This window comes from Halomonas sp. NPDC076908 (genome assembly GCF_050269715.1).
Classification (GTDB): domain Bacteria; phylum Pseudomonadota; class Gammaproteobacteria; order Pseudomonadales; family Halomonadaceae; genus Vreelandella.
On sequence record NZ_JBNNIW010000010.1, the window covers coordinates 1 to 21,109 of the forward strand.

20 protein-coding genes are annotated in these 21,109 nt (G+C 55.7%); 6 read left to right on the plus strand and 14 right to left on the minus strand.

What is annotated here, in order from left to right:
- Positions 1 to 211: 211 nt before the first annotated feature.
- On the minus strand, positions 212 to 1,066 hold the full coding sequence (locus ACQKE4_RS07675) for a LysR substrate-binding domain-containing protein (RefSeq protein WP_427387662.1): 855 nt from the start codon (positions 1,064 to 1,066) through the stop codon (positions 212 to 214).
- A gap of 141 nt (positions 1,067 to 1,207) precedes the next feature.
- Between ACQKE4_RS07675 and ACQKE4_RS07680 the strand changes: the two genes are divergently transcribed.
- The 5 genes from ACQKE4_RS07680 to ACQKE4_RS07700 all read left to right on the plus strand — a co-directional run bounded on the left by ACQKE4_RS07680 (position 1,208) and on the right by ACQKE4_RS07700 (position 7,081).
- Positions 1,208 to 1,453 carry a DUF1127 domain-containing protein gene (locus ACQKE4_RS07680; RefSeq protein ID WP_427387663.1) on the plus strand — a complete coding sequence of 82 codons (246 nt, stop codon included), beginning with the start codon at positions 1,208 to 1,210 and terminating at the stop codon, positions 1,451 to 1,453.
- A gap of 80 nt (positions 1,454 to 1,533) precedes the next feature.
- On the plus strand, positions 1,534 to 3,888 hold the full coding sequence (locus ACQKE4_RS07685; protein WP_427387664.1) for a Tex family protein: 2,355 nt from the start codon (positions 1,534 to 1,536) through the stop codon (positions 3,886 to 3,888).
- A gap of 163 nt (positions 3,889 to 4,051) precedes the next feature.
- On the plus strand, positions 4,052 to 5,695 hold the full coding sequence (gene gshA, locus ACQKE4_RS07690) for a glutamate--cysteine ligase (RefSeq protein ID WP_427387665.1): 1,644 nt from the start codon (positions 4,052 to 4,054) through the stop codon (positions 5,693 to 5,695).
- Entirely contained in the window at positions 5,692 to 6,192 is a 501-nt protein-coding gene (locus ACQKE4_RS07695) for a disulfide bond formation protein B (protein WP_427387666.1), read from the plus strand. The genes gshA and ACQKE4_RS07695 overlap by 4 nt, the downstream gene beginning before the upstream one ends.
- Before the next feature lie 28 nt (positions 6,193 to 6,220).
- Positions 6,221 to 7,081 carry an alpha/beta hydrolase gene (locus ACQKE4_RS07700; protein ID WP_427387667.1) on the plus strand — a complete coding sequence of 287 codons (861 nt, stop codon included), beginning with the start codon at positions 6,221 to 6,223 and terminating at the stop codon, positions 7,079 to 7,081.
- Between the two features lie 160 nt (positions 7,082 to 7,241).
- On the opposite strand, the gene ACQKE4_RS07705 is transcribed toward ACQKE4_RS07700, so the two are convergent.
- The 13 genes from ACQKE4_RS07705 to ACQKE4_RS07765 all read right to left on the minus strand — a co-directional run bounded on the left by ACQKE4_RS07705 (position 7,242) and on the right by ACQKE4_RS07765 (position 19,978).
- On the minus strand, positions 7,242 to 7,655 hold the full coding sequence (locus ACQKE4_RS07705) for a RidA family protein (protein ID WP_427387668.1): 414 nt from the start codon (positions 7,653 to 7,655) through the stop codon (positions 7,242 to 7,244).
- A gap of 11 nt (positions 7,656 to 7,666) precedes the next feature.
- Complete coding sequence (locus ACQKE4_RS07710) at positions 7,667 to 8,074, minus strand: acyl-CoA thioesterase (RefSeq protein WP_427387669.1); 408 nt, start codon at positions 8,072 to 8,074, stop codon at positions 7,667 to 7,669.
- 13 nt (positions 8,075 to 8,087) lie between these two features.
- Positions 8,088 to 8,768 carry an ABC transporter ATP-binding protein gene (locus ACQKE4_RS07715; RefSeq protein WP_427387671.1) on the minus strand — a complete coding sequence of 227 codons (681 nt, stop codon included), beginning with the start codon at positions 8,766 to 8,768 and terminating at the stop codon, positions 8,088 to 8,090.
- Entirely contained in the window at positions 8,761 to 9,513 is a 753-nt protein-coding gene (locus ACQKE4_RS07720; protein ID WP_427387672.1) for an ABC transporter ATP-binding protein, read from the minus strand. Before ACQKE4_RS07720 ends, ACQKE4_RS07715 begins: the two co-directional genes overlap by 8 nt.
- Positions 9,506 to 10,549 carry a branched-chain amino acid ABC transporter permease gene (locus ACQKE4_RS07725; protein ID WP_427387673.1) on the minus strand — a complete coding sequence of 348 codons (1,044 nt, stop codon included), beginning with the start codon at positions 10,547 to 10,549 and terminating at the stop codon, positions 9,506 to 9,508. Before ACQKE4_RS07725 ends, ACQKE4_RS07720 begins: the two co-directional genes overlap by 8 nt.
- Positions 10,542 to 11,462, minus strand: a complete 921-nt coding sequence (locus ACQKE4_RS07730; protein ID WP_427387674.1) for a branched-chain amino acid ABC transporter permease — start codon at positions 11,460 to 11,462, stop codon at positions 10,542 to 10,544. Before ACQKE4_RS07730 ends, ACQKE4_RS07725 begins: the two co-directional genes overlap by 8 nt.
- Before the next feature lie 63 nt (positions 11,463 to 11,525).
- The gene (locus ACQKE4_RS07735) at positions 11,526 to 12,668 is read right to left on the minus strand and encodes an ABC transporter substrate-binding protein (protein WP_427387676.1); all 1,143 of its coding nucleotides are present in this window, start codon (positions 12,666 to 12,668) and stop codon (positions 11,526 to 11,528) included.
- 26 nt (positions 12,669 to 12,694) lie between these two features.
- Positions 12,695 to 14,377 (minus strand): benzoate-CoA ligase family protein, encoded by a 1,683-nt coding sequence (locus tag ACQKE4_RS07740; protein ID WP_427387678.1) that lies wholly within the window; start codon positions 14,375 to 14,377, stop codon positions 12,695 to 12,697.
- A gap of 135 nt (positions 14,378 to 14,512) precedes the next feature.
- Positions 14,513 to 15,646 (minus strand): acyl-CoA dehydrogenase family protein, encoded by a 1,134-nt coding sequence (locus tag ACQKE4_RS07745; protein ID WP_427387679.1) that lies wholly within the window; start codon positions 15,644 to 15,646, stop codon positions 14,513 to 14,515.
- Positions 15,646 to 16,458 (minus strand): enoyl-CoA hydratase family protein, encoded by an 813-nt coding sequence (locus tag ACQKE4_RS07750; RefSeq protein WP_427387680.1) that lies wholly within the window; start codon positions 16,456 to 16,458, stop codon positions 15,646 to 15,648. Before ACQKE4_RS07750 ends, ACQKE4_RS07745 begins: the two co-directional genes overlap by 1 nt.
- A 24-nt stretch (positions 16,459 to 16,482) precedes the next feature.
- Positions 16,483 to 16,956: a MarR family winged helix-turn-helix transcriptional regulator gene (locus tag ACQKE4_RS07755; protein WP_427387681.1), complete on the minus strand. Its 474-nt coding sequence runs from the start codon at positions 16,954 to 16,956 to the stop codon at positions 16,483 to 16,485.
- The gene (locus ACQKE4_RS07760; RefSeq protein ID WP_427387682.1) at positions 16,953 to 17,696 is read right to left on the minus strand and encodes an SDR family NAD(P)-dependent oxidoreductase; all 744 of its coding nucleotides are present in this window, start codon (positions 17,694 to 17,696) and stop codon (positions 16,953 to 16,955) included. Before ACQKE4_RS07760 ends, ACQKE4_RS07755 begins: the two co-directional genes overlap by 4 nt.
- Complete coding sequence (locus ACQKE4_RS07765) at positions 17,693 to 19,978, minus strand: bifunctional salicylyl-CoA 5-hydroxylase/oxidoreductase (RefSeq protein ID WP_427387683.1); 2,286 nt, start codon at positions 19,976 to 19,978, stop codon at positions 17,693 to 17,695. The genes ACQKE4_RS07760 and ACQKE4_RS07765 overlap by 4 nt, the downstream gene beginning before the upstream one ends.
- A 375-nt stretch (positions 19,979 to 20,353) precedes the next feature.
- Here ACQKE4_RS07765 and rsd point away from each other — a divergent pair, with 375 nt between their 5' ends.
- Positions 20,354 to 20,842, plus strand: coding sequence for a sigma D regulator (rsd, locus tag ACQKE4_RS07770; RefSeq protein WP_427387684.1), 489 nt, complete (start codon positions 20,354 to 20,356; stop codon positions 20,840 to 20,842).
- The last annotated feature ends 267 nt before the right edge of the window (positions 20,843 to 21,109 follow it).

Sequence of the window (21,109 nt, forward strand, 5' to 3'; positions counted from 1 at the left end):
TGCGGTGCCACTGGGCGTCGTTCCGCCGCCTTCCGCGGGTGCCTCTGCATGTTCGTTCCTCTCACATATTCGTTACCACGCGCTACGGTTTGTGCACGCATCTGATTTGGATTTTGTAGCGCGGCGTAAGCGAAGCGCACCCGCGGAAGCAGCGCGCAGCGGTGCCGGGGTTGGTGGTGCTATAAGAAAATTCGGATCGTCTTTTAAGTGCTCAAACCCTAAAACCTTCAATAATATGCTCAGCTAAACCGTCCACAATAGGTGAGGTGGAGTGGGGCGACCTTATCAACACAATCGAAGATTCTGGCAGTGGGGGGAAGCCATCGGCCTCATCCAGTATGCGTACATCGGCGGTGACTAAGCTGTGCATCCAGGCCGAAACCGCCAACCCCGCGCCGACAACGGCTTGTAAGGTGGCTAGGCTTGGGCTGCTATAGGCAACCCGATAAGCTTGGCCCGCTCGGTCAAGCGCATTGCAGGCGTGGCGGCGGCAGAAGCAGGGCGCTTCAAACATGGCTAGCGGTACTGGTGTCTGTAAGTGAATGCTGTGGCTCTCGGCGGCTACCCAGACGGTGGGTTCGCGCCTCAAGATAGTGCCAACCTCATCGCCTATCTCTCGGGTCATAATACTCAGATCAAGGCTCTCTTGCGGCCGCTGAGAGAGTACCGAAGAGGGCGCGCAGTGAACATCCACATCCACCAGCGGCCACGCCTGGGAAAACGACTTTAAGATGCCAGGCAGAAAACGCATCACATAGTCATCTGGCACGCCTAAGCGTACCCGGCCCACCATGTCGGGCTGGCGTAACAGCGTCAGCGCTTCTCCCTGCAGCGATAAAATCTTACGCGCATAACCCAGCAGCGTCCTGCCTTCAGTGGTCAGTAGGAGTTGGCGGTTCTGGCGTACAAACAGCGGCCGCTGAATCACATCCTCCTCCAGGCGTTTCATCTGCATACTCACCGCCGACTGGGTGCGGTTCACTGTCTGTGCGGCACGGGTGAAGCCGCCTTGATCGATAATCGCGACAAAGGTGCGTAATAGCTCGTGATCGATCGTAGGTAGCATGGCCATAGGTATCAATTTAATTGATGTTGCGTATAAAGAGTATTCGTTGGATTGATTCTAAGCGCTGCTCAATACTTCTTTCAACACTTAATCACCCAACCTAATGAGGGCGGTGATCAAACTGAAAGAGGAGGGATTGAGATGGAGCGCTCACTCACATGCTACCAGGCCATAAATCATGAAAGTGATGAATCTCAGCAAGTATCGCCACGTTCCAGCAAAATAACATGGCGGGAAAGGTTTTATCGCTGGCGCCAACTGCGTCGTGAGCGGCATGCTTTGCGCCATCTAAATGACGATATCCTGAAAGATATTGGCATCAGCCGTGAAGCTGTTCAGCGCGAAGCACGCCGCCCGTTTTGGGATGACCATGGCTGGCGCCGCTAATGTCTCAAGTCATGCCAGCCGTGGCGGGTTTGTGATACCTTGTGGGCACTTAAAAATGCTGCATGAGTTAGTTGCAATTTATGGATGTCAATCAGCGTATTAATTCCCGCCTAGCGACTGAGCTAGGCGTTCGTCCCGAGCAAGTCTCAGCCACGGTGGAGTTACTGGATGGCGGCGCTACCGTGCCGTTTATCGCTCGTTACCGTAAAGAAGTCACCGGCGCGCTGGACGATATTCAGCTGCGCCAACTAGATGAGCGCCTGCGCTACCTGCGTGAGCTGGAAGAGCGTCGCGCGGCAGTGCTAACCGCTATTGATGAGCAGGGCAAGCTGGATGGCCCGCTGAAAGCCAGCATTGATGCCGCAGAGACCAAGCAGCGCCTGGAAGATCTGTACCTACCGTTTAAGAAAAAGCGCCGCACCAAAGCGCAGATCGCTCGCGAAGCGGGGCTAGAGCCGCTGGCAGATGCGCTGCTTGCTAATCCAGCCCTGGATCCTGAAAGTGAAGCCGCCAACTATTTGCGCCCGGCAGAGGGCGATATTCCCGCTATTGAAGATGCTAAAGCTGCGCTAGATGGCGCCAAGCAGATTCTGATGGAGCGCTTCGCTGAAGATCCCGAACTGATTGGCCTGTTACGTGAACGTCTCTGGCAAGAGGGCGAACTCAGCGCCCGCGTGCTGGAGGGCAAACAGCAGGAGGGCGCTAAGTTCTCCGACTACTTCGAGCACGATGAGAAGCTCGCCAAAGCGCCATCACACCGCGCCTTAGCGATGTTCCGTGCACGCAATGAAGGCGTATTGAGCCTTTCGATTCGCCTGCCCGGCGAAGACGAAGCCGTCATCCATCCCGCTCAGCTAGCGATTGCCAAGCAATTCGGCATTAGTGACCAGGGCCGACCAGCGGATAAATGGTTAAGTGAAGTCGTGCGCTGGACCTGGCGGGTTAAGCTCTACACAGCACTAGAGACCGAGCTGCTAGGTCGGCTGCGGGAACAGGCTGAACTCACCGCTATTGAAGTGTTTGCGGCTAATCTTAAAGATCTGCTGCTGGCTGCACCGGCGGGGCAGAAGGTCACCCTGGCCGTCGACCCCGGCCAGCGCACCGGCTGTAAGGTCGCGGTGATCGATGCCACCGGCCAGTTTGTCGACCACACCACTATCTACCCCCATGCGCCGCAAAACCGCTGGGATGAGTCGCTGACCGTACTCGCCAAGCTAGTCAAACAGCACGGCGTTGAGTTGATTGCAGTAGGCAATGGTACTGCCAGTCGCGAAACCGACAAACTGGCAGGCGAACTACTCAAAGCGCTAGCCCCCGCCCACCGCTTAAGCAAAGTGATGGTGTCTGAAGCGGGTGCTTCGGTCTACTCCGCCTCTGAGTACGCCTCACGGGAAATGCCGGACCTTGACGTGACTGTCCGCGGTGCTGTCTCCATCGGCCGCCGCCTGCAAGACCCGCTGGCCGAGCTGGTTAAAATCGAACCTAAATCCATCGGTGTGGGCCAGTACCAGCACGATGTTTCCCAGGTGCAGCTCTCCCGCAGCCTGGAAGTGGTGATTGAAGATTGTGTAAACGCCGTTGGCGTTGATCTCAACACCGCTTCTAGTGCGCTACTCTCACGTGTAGCAGGTCTTAGCACTGCTTTGGCGGAAAATATCGTTGCCCAGCGCAATGTAAAAGGCGCCTTTAAGAGCCGTAAAGAGTTGTTAGAAGTGAGCCGTCTGGGCGCCAAAACCTTTGAACAGTGCGCCGGTTTTCTGCGTATTCATAACGCCAACAATCCCTTGGATGCCAGCGCCGTTCACCCAGAAGCCTACCCATTGGTGGAGCGTATCGCCAAGCAGAGCGGTCGTGAGGTAAGGGGCCTGATAGGTGATAGCGCTGCGCTGAAAGCGTTAAAGCCAGCCGACTTTGCCGATGAGCGTTTTGGTGTGCCTACGGTCAGCGACATTCTTAAAGAGCTGGATAAGCCTGGCCGCGACCCGCGCCCTGAGTTTAAAGCCGCAGAGTTCCGCGAAGGGGTCGAAACGCTCAAAGACCTTAAACTTGCCATGGTGCTCGAAGGTACTGTCACCAACGTGACACACTTTGGTGCTTTTGTAGATATCGGTGTTCATCAGGATGGCTTGGTGCATATCTCGGCGCTATCGGATCGCTTTATCGATGATCCGCGCAGCGTAGTGAAAGCGGGAGATATCGTCACCGTCAAAGTCATGAGCGTGGATATTCCCCGCAAGCGGGTCGGGCTATCCATGCGATTGGATGATCAACCGGAAGCCGAAAACGATGCTAACAGCAATAGCTCACCTACTGATAAGCACAGCGCGAATCGCAAGCCGTCTCGGGGGCAGCGTAACAGCGCAAAACCTGCCGACGCGCCAGCGCCTCTGGGAGCGCTGGGCGCTGCCTTGCTAAAAGCACGCGGCGGCAAATAGTCGCGCGCCTTAAAATAGCTGTACCTTGAAAAAAGCCATATCTTGAAAAAAACACGGTTGCCGCCATATCCTGTTTTCTATTTTGAGACAGCGATGATGGCGATGCCACCTGACTACACCAAGGTCCGCTCACAGCGGGCTTTACTGACAAGGAGTGTTCACCTTGCCTGAACCACTCACTGTGCCATCCGCGCTGACCGCGCAAGTTGAACGCCTAATCCCCAGCGCGCGCCTTGGTCGGTTGGGCCGCCTGCGTCGTGGGCTTGAAAAAGAGGGGCTGCGGGTCGATGCCAATGGTCACATTGCTCGAACGCCGCACCCGCACGCGCTGGGCTCCAAGTTAACCCACCCGCATATCACCACCGATTACTCTGAATCGCTGCTTGAGTACATCACGCCTGTATACTCTCAGCCGGGTGAAGCGCTGTGCTTTTTATCTGACTTGCATACCTTTACCTATCACCACTTAGAAAATGAGTGGATCTGGCCCGGCAGCATGCCGTCACGGCTCTCAGGTAATGACAGCGTGCCGATTGCCGACTACGGCTGCTCCAATGTCGGCACCATGAAGCATGTTTACCGCAAAGGGTTGGACATGCGCTACGGCCGCATCATGCAGGCGATTGCCGGCGTTCACTACAACGTATCACTGCCGGATGATATGTGGCACGCCCTGCGCGAGATGGAAAAAGCCACCAATATCCCGTTTAACGATTACCGCTCTACCCGCTATTTCGGCATGATCCGTCACTTCCGCCGCCATAGCTGGCTGTTGCTGTATCTTTTCGGCGCGTCTCCGGCCATCGATAAAAGCTTTTTGCCTGACGACAAAAAAGTGCCTGAAAAGCTGCAGTCACTCAGCGACGACACCTATTTTGCGCCCTACGCAACGACGCTACGTATGTCCGATTTAGGCTATCAGAACAAGGTGCAGTCGCAGCTCAAAATCTGTTTTAACTCGCTCTCTAATTACGTTAACACCCTGCGCCACGCTATCTCTTCACCGTGGCCGGATTATGAAAAAATAGGCGTGAACGTGGATGGTGAGTGGCGTCAGTTGAACGCTAATATTCTGCAGATCGAAAACGAGTACTACAGCGATATTCGGCCCAAGCGCGTCGCCAAACACAACGAAACGCCCAGCCAGGCGCTCGAAGCCCGCGGCGTGGAATATATCGAAGTGCGCTGTTTAGACTTGAATCCTTTTGATCCTCTCGGCGTCACTGAAGACCAAATGCGTTTTGTGGACACCTTCCTAATGTGGTGCTTACTTAGCGATAGCCCTTGGATCTCTGACGAAGAGTGTGACCGCCTGGATGACAACCGCCGCTGTGTGGTGGAGCGCGGCCGCGACCCTGAGCTCAAACTCTATAACCACGGCGAAGCGACCTCGGTGCGTGAGTGGGGCGAGCAAATATTCGCTGAGATGGGCGAAGTTGCCCGCCTGCTGGATGCCGTCGAAGAGGGGACACCACATGCTGACGCTCTGGCAAGTCTCGCACCACGCTTGGCAGACCCTTCGCTAACGCCGTCTGCCCAGGTGCTCGAACGGCTGAAAGCGAACGGCGGGTCGCTAAGCGATTTGATGCTTAGCCTGGCAAAAGAGCAGGCGGAGCAGCTGAAAGCGGAGCCTATGCAGCGCAGCCGCGAAGCGCTACTGGCTCAGTTAATTGAAACCTCGCACCAGCAGCAGCATGATATTGAAGCCGCTGATAAAGAGACATTTGAAGAGTTCTTGCAGGTCTATTTTACTAAAGCACGTGAATCCCGCGCTCTGTCGGCGCTTACGCCTGAGGTTCGTCAATGATCCTGCACTCTTTCCGCTCGGTGGCTCTCACGGGGCTAGCCTTCTGCGTCTTAATGATGGCGGTGGCCCTCGGCCTAGAGCATATCGGTGGCCTTGATCCCTGTCCGTTATGTATCTTCCAGCGTGTGGCTGTGATCGCGGCGGGCATTGTATTCGCGATTGCCGCTATCCACAGCCCGGCGGGGCGTGTGGGTAAAGTTATTTATGGGTTGCTGTCGTTAGTCGCCGTGGGTACCGGTGCGTTTATTGCCGGGCGGCATGTGTGGCTGCAAACGTTGCCAGCCGATGAAGTCCCTTCCTGCGGCCCCGGGCTTGATTACATGATGGATATCCTGCCCATGCAGGATGTCGTTGCCATGGTATTAACCGGCTCAGGCGAGTGCGCCGAGATCGATTTCGTGCTGCTTGGACTCTCGTTACCCGCCTGGACGCTGATCGGCTTTGCCATTCTGGCAATCGCCCCGCTGCGTATGCTGTTTTTTAAAAGCCGACGCTAGCTGTGCGTTAGCATTAAGGGAGGGCGGCATGCTTTATCAACACTTTACGACACAAGAAGAGATCGACCGTGCCTACGACCCGATGCTTGGTCGAGACCCGGCGGCGTTGGTAAACGAGTGGCGTGAGCGTAGCGAAGCATCACGTGAACGCCACCGCGCAAGTCTTAAAGTAAGCCTTGATGTGCCTTACGGCCCTTCGCTTGCTGAACGCATGGATGTTTTTCATGCCGATGCACCTCATGCCCCCGTGCATGTGTTTTTCCACGGCGGCTACTGGCGCGCATTAAGCCATCGTGAATTTAGCTTTATCGTCGATGACTTGGTTAAAGCAGGCATCACGGTCGCAGTGGTCAACTACGCACTCTGCCCCCAGGTACGCTTTAGTGAGCTAGTGCGTCAGGCGCAGGCTGCCGTGGCCTACGTTTACACAAATGCCGCAGAGCTAAGCGTCGACCCGGAGCAGTTGAGTATTTCAGGGCACTCGGCGGGCGGGCATCTGTGCGCCATGCTGATGTCCACGGATTGGGAAAGCAGCTTTGGTCTACCCAACCAACTGATTCGTGGCGCGCTGTGCGTTAGTGGTTTATACGATTTGCGGCCCTTCCCTTGGTCGTGGCTGCAGCCCAAGCTTCAACTTAGTGGCCGTGATGTGCAGGAGTTCAGCCCGCTATGGCTGCCATGCCGGGTATCTGCACCGATAAAGCTGGTAGCAGGGGCCTTGGAGTCTGACGAATTTGCGCTGCAGATGAGTTGCTATGCTGAGCATGTGAGCGAGCAAGGCCCAGCTGTCACCCAGCAGCTACTCCCCAACGTAGATCACTTCTCGATTCTTGAGCATTATCTAAATGATGGTTGTTTTGTTGAGTGGATCAAAGGTTTTCACTGCTAATAACTAGCAGCGTCCAGTTAGGGGCGCTGAAAGTTCGGCTTCCAGCGAGGGGCTGGGGCAGGGTATAGCGGGGGTCTTTTTCCAGGGATGGAAAAAGTAGCGCCCATGGATGGGTTCACAGCGCCCCCGCGGCACCCTGCCGCTGCCCCGCAACCTACTGCTAGGCAGCCGGTATCACCGCCGTTGCTTCAATTTCCACCTTAGCCTGATCTTCCACAAGCCCCGCTACCTGAACCATGGTCATCGCCGGAAAATGCTTACCCAGTACTTCGCGATAAGCGCCGCCCACTTCTTTAAGCCGTGCCAAATACTCCCGCTTGTCGGTCACATACCAGGTTAAACGAACGATATGCTCCGGGCCTGCATTGGCCTCTTTTAAGATCGCTACGATATTCTGCAGCGCCTGGTTCACCTGAACAACAAAGTCGTCGCTTTCAAATACCTGATCGGCATTCCAGCCAATCTGCCCGCCTACAAAGACAGTGTGCCCAGAAGCAAGCACGCCGTTGGCGTAGCCCACCGCGGCTTTCCAATGAGAAGGGTGAAGAAGCTGATGAACGTTGGCGTCACTCATGATAGCTATCCTTATAGGTTATCGACGGTAATATGCTGGCGTATTGCCTCTGTCCATGGCATCGGCTTACCGCTACTTAAATCCACAAATACCAGAGTTGAATCACTGGTTAGGCGCTTTTGCTCTCCGCAATAAGCGACGATTTGAATGGTCAGGCTGCTACGTCCCACAGACTGAACTTTTAACTCAAAGGTCAGCCGTTCGCCCAACCGACTAGGGGCATGAAACTGTGTGTCGATGGCGGCAGTAGGCACACCCGTTCCGGTTTCCACATGCAGTTGATTAAAATCATGATGCAAGACCTCCTCAAACCAGTCCTCCACCACGGAGTTAATCATCTCGAAATAGCGGGGGTAAAAAACGATTCCCGCCGGATCGCAGTGCTGAAAACGAACTTTACGCTGGGTAGTAAACGCCATTGTTTTCTCCTCCCTAAACGCCCAGGTAACGGTCACGAATGGCGCTGTCCAGCATGGCGGGTTTGCCATCCCACACCGTGCAGCCTTTTTCTAGGATGGTGCAGCGGTCAGCAATAGGCAGAATTTCACTCAATGACTTATCCACCAGCAGCGTCGATTGACCCTGCTCCTTAAACAGCCGAATCGCCCGCCAAATCTCCTGACGAATGACCGGTGCTAACCCTTCTGTCGCTTCATCGAGCACCAGTAAGCGCGGGTTGGTCATCAGCGCCCGGCCAATGGCCAGCATCTGCTGCTCACCGCCTGAGAGGGTTTTGGCCATTTGCGCCCGACGCTCCTCCAAACGCGGGAATAGCGTTTCTACCTTCTGCAGTGTCCACTCGCCAGGGCGAGCGGTGACCAGCAGGTTTTCACGCACGGATAAATTGGGAAAACAGCGTCGTCCTTCTGGCACCAAGCCCAAACCCGCTTTGGCGATACGGTAGGCGGGCAGTCGGCGTAAGTTCTGAGACTCAAACTCAATGGTGCCGTGGCTTGCCGGAGTAAGGCCAAATATCGAGCGAATGGTAGTGGTTTTACCCATACCGTTGCGGCCCATCAACGCAACCATTTCCCCGGCGTTCACTTCAAGGTTCACACCAAATAGCGCCTGGGAAGGGCCATAAAAGGTTTCGATATCGGCAATTTTAAGCATCTGAATCTCCCAGGTACGCTTCACGAACGCGTGGATCCTGCCTAATCGCGTGGCTATCGCCATGGGCAATAACGCTACCCGAGACCAGCACAGAGATACGATCGGCAAGCCGAAATACCGCTTCCATATCGTGTTCGATTAGCAAAATAGGCACTTCCTGCTTCAGCGCTTCCAGCAGCTCAGTAAGCTTCGCCGAACCTTCCGGTCCCAGGCCCGCCATGGGTTCATCGAGTAGCAGGGCGCGGGGCTTGAGCGCAAGCGCGCAGGCCACTTCAACCTGACGGCGTTCGCCATGGGAAAGCTCAAATACCGGTGTCCAGGCGCGATGGCTTAGCTGCATGCGCTCCAGCGCCTCATACGCAGGCTCTAATAGGTGCCGGTCACGGGCGACCGGTTTCCAGAATCGGAAGCTGTGACTCTGTAGCGCTTGAACGCCCATCATTACATTACGCATCACCGATAGCGGTTCGGCCAGTGATGAGACCTGAAAACTGCGCCCCAGCCCCAAGCGGGCGCGCTGGGCTATATTCATGCCGGTAATTTCGGTGTCTGCTAAATAAACGCGCCCCTCATCCGGGCGTATATTGCCTGCGATTTGGCCGATCAACGTCGACTTGCCCGCACCGTTGGGGCCAATCAACGCGTGGATTTCGCCTTGTTGAAGATCCAGTGAAACATCGTTGGTCGCCTGCAGCGCGCCAAAGCGTTTATGCAGCTTTTGCAGTGAAAGAACAACATCACTCATTGCGCTCCCTCCCGGCTAACCAACCCATCACCCCGTGTTTGGCAAACAGCACCACCCCAAGCAGCACTAAGCCTAAAAAGAGCTGCCAGTACTGAGTAATGCCACCCAGCAGTGTTTCCATCATTACAAATAGAACCGCCCCGGCAAGTGGTCCATATAGACGTCCCACGCCGCCCAAAATCACAATTACCATCAACTCACCTGAGAAGTGCCAACTCAGTGTGGTGGGGCTAACAAAGCCGTTAAGATCCGCATAAAGCGCCCCGGCAAGACCGGTAATCGCCGCCGAAATCACAAACGCCACCAAGCGAATCGGGTAAGGGCTAATACCTGCAGTGGCCAAACGCACATCATTAAGCCGCGCCATGGTGAGAGCAGCCCCAAAGCGGGATTTCATCAGCCGCGAGGTGATCGCCATCGCCAGTACCAGCCCGGTAAAGCAGATCAGGAAATAGGTCAATGAATTACTGCTATCTACCAGAGGCAGCGTATTGCGTATATAAATCGGCAGGCCATCCTCGCCACCATAGGTCGGCCAGGAGTTGGCAAAGTAGTAAATCATCTGGGCAAAGGCGAGGGTGATCATAATGAAATACACCCCCGTGGTTCGCAGTGAAATAGCGCCGATCGCCAGCGCCAATAGCGCACACAGTAGGGCAGCAACCAGCCAAACCACCAGCAAACTATCACTGCCAGGTACGCTAAAAGGCCAGGTCATAAATAGCGAATAATCAAAAGCGTGATAAGCGCTGATGCCCGCTACATAGCCGCCCAAGCCAAAGTAGGCGGCATGGCCAAAACTCACCATGCCCCCATAGCCAATCGCCAGGTTAAGGCCCACAGCGGCCATGGCAATGATCGTCATCCGCGAGGCCAGGTTGACGTAGTAGATATGGCCCAGAAAATAAGCTGCGATAGGCACTAACAGCAGCAGAGCGAGTAGCGCCATCTGTACCAGGCCTTTGCGGTCAAAATGCCTATCCGCCTTGGGCGCTAATGCAATGTCCGCAGTGCCTGAGGAAGTGTTATTAGTCATGAGCAGAGAACAGTCCCTTTGGCTTGAAGGCGAGAATGACGGCCATGAGGATATAGATCAGCATCGCGGCCAGTGCTGCACCGACCCCAGAAGCCTCAGATGGCGGCATAAAGGCGCGAAAGAAAATCGGCAAATAGACCCGACCAAGTGTATCCACAAGGCCCACTAATAGCGCCCCGAGCAACGCGCCTTTGATTGAGCCAATACCCCCGATGACGATCACCACAAAGGCCAGTATCAGCACCGGTTCGCCCATGCCCACCTGCACAGATTGAAGCGCGCCCACCAAAGCGCCCGCTAAGCCCGCCAAGCCCGCGCCCAACGCAAATACCACGGTATACAGCTTGGAAATATTCACCCCAAGGGCACCAATCATTTCGCGGTCGCTTTCACCGGCGCGAATGCGCATGCCCAGGCGTGTTTTAGAGATCAAAAAGTAGAGCGCAATGGAAACGGTGATCCCCACGCCAATCAGCATTAACCGGTAAATGGGGTAGCGGGTATCGCCCGGCAGGGTGACAAATCCGGTTAACCAGGAAGGCGGGCTAAGGCGCATGGGCGACGAGCCGAAAATCCAGCGTGTGCCTTCCGAAAAAATCAAAATAAGCGCAAAGGTCGCTAACACCTGATCAAGATGGGGGCGGTGATAAAGCCGCCGGATAACGATCAGCTCCACCAAGGCGCCAACGCAGGCTGCCGCTGCAATCCCGGCACTTAGCCCCAGCAGAAAAGAGCCGGTTGAAGCCGTTACCGCAGCAGTGGCGTAGGCACCCACCATATAAAAAGAGCCGTGGGCAAGATTGATCAACCCCATCACCCCGAATACCAGAGTGAGGCCGCTGGCCATCAAAAACAGCATGGTGCCAAGCTGTACGCCGTTAAGTAGTTGCTCGATTAGCAGAGTAACGGACACGTGGGGCATCCTTAGTGAAAGAAAAGAGATAAGGCTGGGTGATCACACCCAGCCACGGCGAGATTACATCTGGCACTGTTCGACGTAGACGTCTTGAATATCTTCTACCGCAACACCGATCAAGCGATTGGTAGGCTCGCCATCGTCACCTTCCACCACTTCACGCACGTAGATGTCCTGAATGGGGTGATGGTTAGGGCCAAAGCGGAACTCACCGCGTACGCTGTCAAAATCGGCGGCCCGCAGCGCTTCGCGGAAAGCGTCTTTATCATCAGGGTGGGCAACGTCGAGGGCGCTAAGAATCAGATTGGCGGTATCGTAACCTTGCGCCGCATAGAGTGTCGGCGTGCGGCCATAGGCTTCACGGAAGCCTTCAACGAAGCGCTCGTTGGCTTCATTATCCAAGTCGTAAGCCCACAGCGAGGTATTGCGTGCGCCAATCGCCGCGCTACCTACGGCCTTGATCAGAATTTCGTCAAACGAGAAAGCGGCGCCAAAGATGGGCATATCAACGCCAGAACTCTCCCACTGCTTCATAAACGAGATACCCATGCCGCCGGGTAAGAAGAAGAACAGGCTGTCGGCATCGCTGGCGCGAATTTGGGCAATTTCAGCCGCGTAGTCGGTTTGCCCCATTTGGGTGTAAAGCTCATCAACGACGTCACCTTCATAAAGGTGCTTGAAGCCTGCCAGGGCGTCGGTGCCTGCTGGGTAGTTAGGCGCCATAATAATAGGCCGCTCGTAACCCTCTTCACGCATATACGCACCCATGGCGCCGTGCAGATTATCGTTTTGATAGGCTACGTTGAAGTAATTCTCGTGACACATGCGGCCAGCTAAATCAGAAGGCCCAGCGTTAGGTGAAAGATAGAAAGTGCCCTGGCGAGTCACGGAGGGAACCACCGCCATGGCTAGGTTCGACCAGATAATACCGGTAAGAATATCGACGTTATCCCGCTGTATGAATTCATCTGCCAAGCTGCGCGCCAGGTCAGGGCGGTTAGCGTCGTCTTGAATGAGCACTTCAACATCATCGCGATCCGACTGCTCAAGGGCCAGCATAAAGCCATCACGAACATCGACACCCAAATGCGAACCGCCCCCTGAAAGGGTGGTGATCATACCGATTTTGACGTCATCAGCATGCGCTGCCAGCACGCTTGAAGAGAGCAGTAAACCAAGGCCTAAGCGAGTTATCTGTTTCATAGCAATTTCCTCATTATTTAATCGTTTTATTGCTTAGAGGGACGTACGTTTTTTGATGTGGAGTCAGAGCAAGGTGAACCCGCGCTAGGGTAATGTTCCTGGCTCAGCCGAAAGCGCTGAACCTTACCCGTGGTTGTTTTAGGTAGCGCCTCAATAAAACGTATGGAGCGAGGGTACTTATACGGTGCGATGGTCTGTTTCACGAAGTCTTGCAACATTTGCTGACAGTCTTCATCTTGCTGAAATCCATCGTTTAGAACAACAAAAGCCTCGACAATTTGCCCACGCTCTTCACTGGGCGCGCCAATCACTGCACACTCTTTCACGGCGGGGTGGGCCAGTAGCGCTGCCTCCACTTCAGGGCCAGCAATGTTATAGCCGGCTGAAACAATCATGTCGTCATTGCGGGCAGCGAAATGAAAGTAGCCCTCTTCGTCCTGATAAAACGCATCGCCGGTGATATTCCAGCCATCAACCACATATTTTTGCTGGCGCTTATCGGCTAAGTAGCGACAGCCGGTAGGGCCACGCACCGCAAGCTTACCCACCGTACCGCGTGGCACATTCTGCATGTCATTATCAACAACACGCGCTTCGTAGCCTGCTACTGGTTTGCCGGTGCAGTTGGGGCGATGGTCATCCAGCCGATTGGAGATAAAGATATGCAGCATTTCAGTGGCGCCGATGCCGTCGATGATGGGCGTACCGGTTTGCTTGATCCAGTCGTGATAAATCGGTGCGGGCAGCGTTTCCCCAGCGGAAACCGCGACGCGTAGGCTGCTTAGATCCGCGTGGCTTGTGGGTGCAGCTAGCATCGCCCGGTAAGCCGTGGGCGCGGTAAACACTACCGTGGCCTGATACTCGCGGATAATGTCCATCATATTGGGCGGGGAGGCGTGTTCCAGCAGCACGGCAGTGGCGCCGAAGCGCAGTGGAAAAATCGCCAATCCACCCAGACCGAAAGTGAAGGCCAGTGGTGGCGAGCCGACAAACACATCCTCAGCCGTTACCTGTAGCACTTCCTTGGCGTAGCCATCGGCAATCACCAGTAGGTCGCGGTGAAAATGCATAGTGGCTTTCGGTGAGCCGGTGGTGCCCGAGGTAAACCCAAGCAGCGCCACATCGTCGGCGGCGGTATCCACGGCATCAAAGGTGGCAGGTTTGCTCAGTGCCAAGCGGTCAAGTTCCGCATCATGATTGGCGGTGCCATCAAAACCGACAATACGCTTGAGGACTGGACACAGCTCCTGGCACTCAACCAGCTCATCAAGCAAGCGGGTATCGCAGAGGGCAAGGCTGATTTCTGCCTTACTAATCACCTGGCAAAGCTCTTTGGTGCGCAGCATGGGCATGGTGTTGACTACCACGGCACCTGCCTTGGTAGCCGCTAGCCAACAAGCCACCATGGCCGGGTTATTAGCTGAACGAATCAACACCCGCTGGCCGGGAACTACGCCCAGGTCTTCCACCAGCACATGGGCGAGGCGGTTGGTCCACTCAGTGAGTTCTTGATAAGTGCGCCGTCGGCCATTGCCCGCTAAGGCAATACGCTCACCGTAACCCTGTGAGAGCAGCCGGTCGCAAAGTTCAACGCCTGCGTTAAGTCGCTCAGGGTAATCGGTACCTGAGAGCAGAAACTCAGGCTGTCTATCAATGGATGGCAGGTTATCCCGCGCAAAAGTATCAGCATGAGCCGACTGAATAGTCATGACCAACCTCCGTATTTGGTGTCGTTGTTTATTCCTGACAACGCCTCTACGTGAGGCGTTATCAGGGATACGGTGTCTGGCGTTGTGTTTTATTGTTTTTTAGTTACTGCTGTTGCTGTTCGGCTTCTATGCTGATTACTCCTCCGCGAGCATGCTGCGGGCGATAACTACTTTTTGGACGTCGGACGCGCCTTCATAAATACGCAGCGCGCGGATTTCGCGGTAGAGGCTTTCGATGATATGGCCTTTGCGAACGCCGTCACCGCCGTGTAGCTGCACCGCTTGGTCAATCACCTGCTGGGCTTGATCGGTGGCAAACAGTTTAGCCATCGCCGCTTCGCGAGTTACCCGCTCAGCGCCTTGATCTTTCGTCCAGGCGGCGCGATACACCAGCAGGGCGGCGGCATCCACATTGAGTGCCATATCGGCTAAGTGGCCCTGCACCATTTGTAGGTCAGAGAGGGTGGCGCCAAACAGCTCCCGGGAGCGACTGCGGGAAAGCGACTCATCCAGCGCCCGGCGGGCGAACCCCAGCGCTGCTGCGCCTACCGTTGAGCGGAAAACGTCCAGCACCGACATGGCAATCCGAAATCCCTGCCCAGGTTGGCCGATCAAGGCGCTGGCAGGCAGCACCATATCGTTAAAACCAAGCCGCGCGAGCGGGTGCGGCGCCACGGATTCCAAGCGCTCACGAATCTCCAGCCCTGGTGTATCGGCGGGTACCAAAAAGGCCGAAAGCCCTTTGGCGCCGGGGCCTTCACCGGTGCGGGCGAAAACCGTATAAATATCGGCAATGCCGCCGTTAGAGATCCATGTTTTCTCGCCATTCAAACGGTAGCTATCGCCATCGCGCACGGCGGTGGTATCCAATTGGGCCACATCGGAGCCTGAGCGGGGCTCACTAAGGGCAAACGCAGAAAGCGCTTCACCACGGCGGGTTTTATCTAGCCACTGCTTCTGCTCATCGCTGCCGTACAGGCTGATCGCACCGGTACCTAGCCCTTGCATGGCAAAGGCAAAATCGGCCAATCCATCATGGCGAGCGAGAGTTTCACGAATCAAACACAGACTACGAACATCAATACGTTCACCCGCAGTGCCTTTTAAAAAGCCCGCTTTACCCAAGCCGCGTACCAGCTGAATACAGGTGGCATCTACATCGCTATGGTCACGGGGCAACTCTACGCGGCACCACGCTTCAAGCTGCTCAGAAAGCTCACGGTGCTGGGCCTCAAAAAAGGGCCATGTTAGAAAGCGCTTGTCGCTCATCAGTCCCCCTTAAACTCAGGTTTTTGTTTGGCTACAAAGGCGTGGTAGGCGCGTTCGAAATCGTTGGTTTGCATACAGATCGCTTGGGCCTGGGCTTCCGATTCAATGGCCTGTTCCAAGCTCATTGACCACTCCTGGTTTAACTGGGTTTTGGTAATGCTGTGGGCAAAGGTGGGGCCGTTAGCTAGCCGGGTAGCGTAGGCGATGGCGTACTCTTCAAGGGAATCAGGTTCGACTACCCGGTTGTAGAATCCCCACTGCAGGCCCTCTTCGGCACTCATGCTGCGGCCGCTGTAGAGCAGGTCTGCCGCGCGGCCTTGGCCGATAATGCGCGGTAGCATCGCGCAGGCGCCCATATCGCAGCCCGCCAAGCCCACCCGGGTAAACAGAAATGCTGTGCTGGCGCGGGGGGTGGCAAAGCGAATATCCGAAGACATGGCAATAATGGCCCCCGCACCCACGCAAATGCCGTCGACAGCAGCAATCATCGGCTTGCCGCAGTTCAGCATGGCTTTGACCAAATCCCCCGTCATGCGGGTAAATTCGAGCAGGCCCTTCATATCCTTACCCACCAAGGGGCCAATAATTTCATGCACATCGCCGCCAGAGCAGAAATTCTCGCCGTTAGAGGTAAACACCACGGCGTGCACATCCGAGGCGTAGGCCAGATCACGAAAGGTATCGCGCAGCTCGGCGTAGCTCTCAAAGGTCAGCGGGTTTTTACGTTCCGGGCGATTGAGCCGAATAACGGCGACACCGCCTCTCATTTCCCAGATAAAGTGCTCGGGGGTTAAGCCAGCCATGCTCTGCATATTATTGTTCTCGCCTGTCGGTGATTAATGGGGGCCGCCGTCGTTAAGAGAAGCTGGCAAACGGTGCAGCAGCTCGCCTATATGGTGGGCATCCTCTTCGGTCACACCCTCAAAAAGCGCGTTGATCCAGCGCTCATGCTCATTAGCCATTTTGCTAAAATTTTCCCGGCCAGCCTTGGTTAGGCATACTCGGGTGGCGCGACGGTCGCCCTCAATGGCAATACGCTCCACCGCGCCATCCTCCACCAAACGATCAATAATGCCGGTGACGTTGCCGTTGGAAACCCGCAGCCGCTTGGAAAGCTCGTTCATTTTCAGGCCCTCCTCAGCGGCATATAGCGCGGCCATCACATCAAAGCGTGGCAGCGTAGAGTCGTGCTCGGTACGCAGGCGCTCACGCAGTTCGGACTCCACCTGACGGGTAACCCGCAGCATACGCAGCCATAAGCGCAGGCGTTCCTTGCTTAAGCTGTTTCCAGCTACATCCCCAGCCGTCATACTTCACCCCCTGAAATTGAGATCGCCTGGCCGCTAATCGCGCCGCTGTTAGGTCCGCATAACCAGAGGGCGGTGGCGGTCACCTCGGCGGGGGTGACTAAGCGCCCGGTGGGGTTGGTAGATTCAAAATGAGCGGTCGCTTGTTCGGCAGACTGGCCGGTTTTAGCGACAATATTGTCGACGCTTGCTGCGAGTAACGGCGTGTCGGTAAAGCCAGGGCAGAGCGCATTAACGGTAATGTTGCGGGTCGCCGTTTCGGCAGCCAACGAACGCACCAGCCCCACCACGCCATGTTTAGCCGCGCAGTAAGCGCCCACATAGGCGTAGCCTTTAAGGCCAGCGGTGGAGGCCACGGCGATCAAACGCCCACCGTCGTTCAACTGCTTTAAGCCTTCGCGCAGGGTTAAAAACACGCCACTAAGATTAACGTTGAGCATGCGCTGCCACTGCTCAAACGAGGTCTTGGCGAACGGCGCGCTCTCTGCTGCGCCAGCGTTGGCGATAACGATATCGATCCTGCCGATGTTCTCGAAACATGCCACCATGGCAGCTTCGTCGGTGACATCGACTATGGCAAAGTCAACGTGATTGTGTTGATCTGCAACCTTTCGAAGGGCGCTCTCGCGACGGCCGGTTATCGTGACCTCGGCGCCCGCTTCGGCAAAGGCCAAGGCCATATCGGCGCCAATGCCGCTGCCGCCGCCGGTAATCACCACGCGCTTATCGGTCAACAGTGTCATATCCAACCCTCGCCACGTTCGGCCAAGCGCTGCAACTGGTCAGCGCCTGCTCGGTAGGGGGCAGGCCACTCAACTTCGCTGTCACCCAAGCCCGCCGCAACGTGGAGCAGCCAATAAGGATCAGCCAGGTGAGGGCGGGCGATACAGACTAAGTCAGCGCGCCCGGCAATAAGAATCGAGTTCACATGGTCGGCCTGATAAATATTACCCACCGCCATGGTGGCAATCGATGCCTCGTTACGGATCCGGTCTGAGAAGGGCGTTTGGAACATACGTCCATACACCGGTTTGGCCTGGGTCGAGGTTTGCCCGGCAGAGACATCGACGATATCCACCTCCGCGTCACGTAGCCGCTTAGCGATCTCCACCGCATCGTCGGGGGTAATGCCTTCCTCACCGCACCAATCGTTGGCAGAAATACGCACTGAAAGCGGCTTATGGGCGGGCCAAGCGCTGCGCACGGCGTTGATCACCTCAAGTGGGTAGCGCAAGCGGTTGTCCAGCGAGCCGCCATACCCATCGTCACGATGATTGGTCAGCGGGGTAATAAAGGATGAGAGCAGGTAGCCGTGGGCAGCATGAATCTCGATCATGTCGAAGCCTGCCCGGTCGGCCATCAGCGCCGCGCTGACAAACTCGTCGCGCACCCGGTCCATATCGTCCCGATTCATCGCTTTGGGTACTTGGTTGCGCTCTGCCCAGGGAAGATCAGAGGCTGCCATTATCGGCCAGTTGCCCTCTGCAAGCGGGGCGTCCATCTCCTGCCAGCCCAGCTGGGTAGAGCCCTTCGCGCCGGAGTGACCGAGCTGGGCACACAGCTTGGCGTTGGTTTCTGTGTGGACGAAATCACAAAGACGCTTCCACGCTGCTTCATGTTCGGGGGCGTATAAGCCTGGGCAGCCGGGGGTAATGCGTCCCGTAGGGCTAACACAGGTCATCTCGGTATACACCAGACCGGCACCGCCTTTGGCCCGCTCGGCGTAGTGGCTAAAGTGCCAATCGGTAGGGCAGCCATCGACAGCTTTGTACTGCGCCATCGGGGAGACCACCACGCGATTAATCAATGTCATATCGCGTAACGTGTAGGGTGCAAACATCGGTGCCCGGGCGCTGCCAGGGTTACCTGCCTGAGTCTGAAACCAGCGCTCGGCGCTCTCCAACCACTGTGGGTCGCGCACTCGCAGGTTCTCATGACTAATGCGCTGGGAACGGGTCAATAACGAGTAGTTAAACTGCACCGGGTCGAGATCCAGGTAGCGCTCTATCTGCTCAAACCACTCGGTGGAGTTGCGCGCCGCCGACTGCAAGCGCAGCACCTCAAAGCGGCGCTCCTCTTCATAGCGGGCGACGGCAGCTTCCATACTATTTTCACTGTGTAAGCAGTTAGCCAGCGAGATAGCGCTTTCCAGGGCGAGCTTGGAGCCCGAGCCAATCGAGAAGTGCGCGGTAGCCGCGGCATCGCCCATCAGCACTACATTCTCATAGCTCCAGCGCTCGCAGAGTACCCGTGGGAAGTTGATCCACGCTGAGCCGCGGATGTGGTTGGCGTTGGTCATCAGCGCATGACCATCAAGATGCTTGGCAAAAATGCGCTCGCAGACTGCGATTGACTCCTGCTGGCTCATTTCACCGAAGCCAAACGCCTGCCAGGTAGCTTCGCTGCACTCGACGATAAAGGTCGCCGTATCCTTATCAAACTGATACGCATGGGCCCACACCCAGCCATGCTCGGTCTTCTCGAAAATAAACGTAAAGGCGTCGTTGAAAGTTTGGTGCGTGCCTAGCCAAACGAACTTACACGCACGTACATCAATATCGGGTTTGAAGTGTTCGGCATAGGTTTGGCGGGTGCGTGAGTTAAGACCATCGGCGGCCAATACCAGGTCATACTCTTGCCGGTACTGCGCAATGGAGGCTTCGGTGGCATCGGTTTCAAAGCGCATTTCAACGCCCAGTTCACGAGCGCGCTCTTGTAGCAGAATCAGCAGTTGGCGACGGCCAATGCCGCAAAATCCGTGGCCCGTTGAAACGGTTTTGACGTCCTTATGCACAACCGCAATATCATCCCAGTAGGCGAAATGTTCACGAATACGCTCCGCGCTCACCGGGTCATTCGCCGCCAGGTTATCCAGGGTTTCGTCTGACAGCACCACGCCCCAGCCAAAGGTATCGTCTGCACGGTTGCGCTCAATGATCACCATCTCGTGAGAGGGATCCTGCAGCTTCATGCTAATAGCAAAATAGAGGCCGGCAGGCCCTCCACCCAGGCAGGCGATTCTCATTATTCTTCTCCACAGGAAAGCAGGCTCTTTTCTGAAGATAGGAGAGGGGTTAATAAAATTCAAGCATAAACTTTTTAAGTTTAAAGTATTTTTTTATGCACACATTTTGAGCGCCGGATGCGGTGACACTCGCAATGCGCCTCAGAAGATGAGAGCATAAATATTATTGAGGTAATGACACTGCTCATCGTCTGAGAGCAGTCATCATGCGGCATAGTTAAAAGCGTTATTACCATTGAACGCTAAGTACCATACAAACCATACCCACTGGGATTGACAGGGATGGGGCGAGGCGCGACTCTAAGCCTATTCGTTATATACAATGGCTAAGTAAAATGTAGGCCTGGCTAAAAGTGATGTTAAGGAGAAAGCCCCATGCTCGAAGATTGCAAAAATGCCCTGGAGCGCTGGGGTGGCGTGCACACATTGATTGACCGCTGGCTGGATCAGCGGCGTCATCTTTTAGTCAGTTTTATAGAGCTAAAAGAAGCGTGCGACAGCGAATTGGAAGCGGTGAGAAAAGCGCCCATTGATACTTTCAGTGAAAAATTAATGGATTACATTAGCGCTGGGCATTTTGAAATTTACCCGCAGCTTTCAGAAGAGGCGAAAGCCTTTGACGATGAAGCCGCTTTGGTTATTGCTGCCAAGTTACTTGAGCGTTTAGAGATGTCCACGGAAATGGTGCTGGAGTTCGACACCGACTTTGGCAACGAGCTCAGCTGCGAGCAAAATATTGCCCGCTTACCTGCCTGGATTGATCGTTTGGCCCGCGGCCTCACCGAACGCTTCGCGTTGGAAGACCAGTTAATCGCGCGCCTACACGCAGCCCATAGCCCGCAAAATACCAAAGCACCCGCTTAACCTTCCGCATTTACAGGCGCCGCTAGGCGGCGCTGACGCTACGCTCCAGCTCCGTGCAAACACCCGTAGCGCGTGGTAACGAATCTCGCGAGGTACGAGCGTATGAGGCACCCGCGGGAGGCGTCGGAACGACGCCCAAGGCCACCGAACCAACCACGCCCACATAAGCCAAACCCCGGCACCGCTCCGCGCTGCTCCCGCGGGTGCGCCTGAGGCTTACCACGCGCTACTAAATCACGCCTGCATATGGAAATGTGAACATATGAA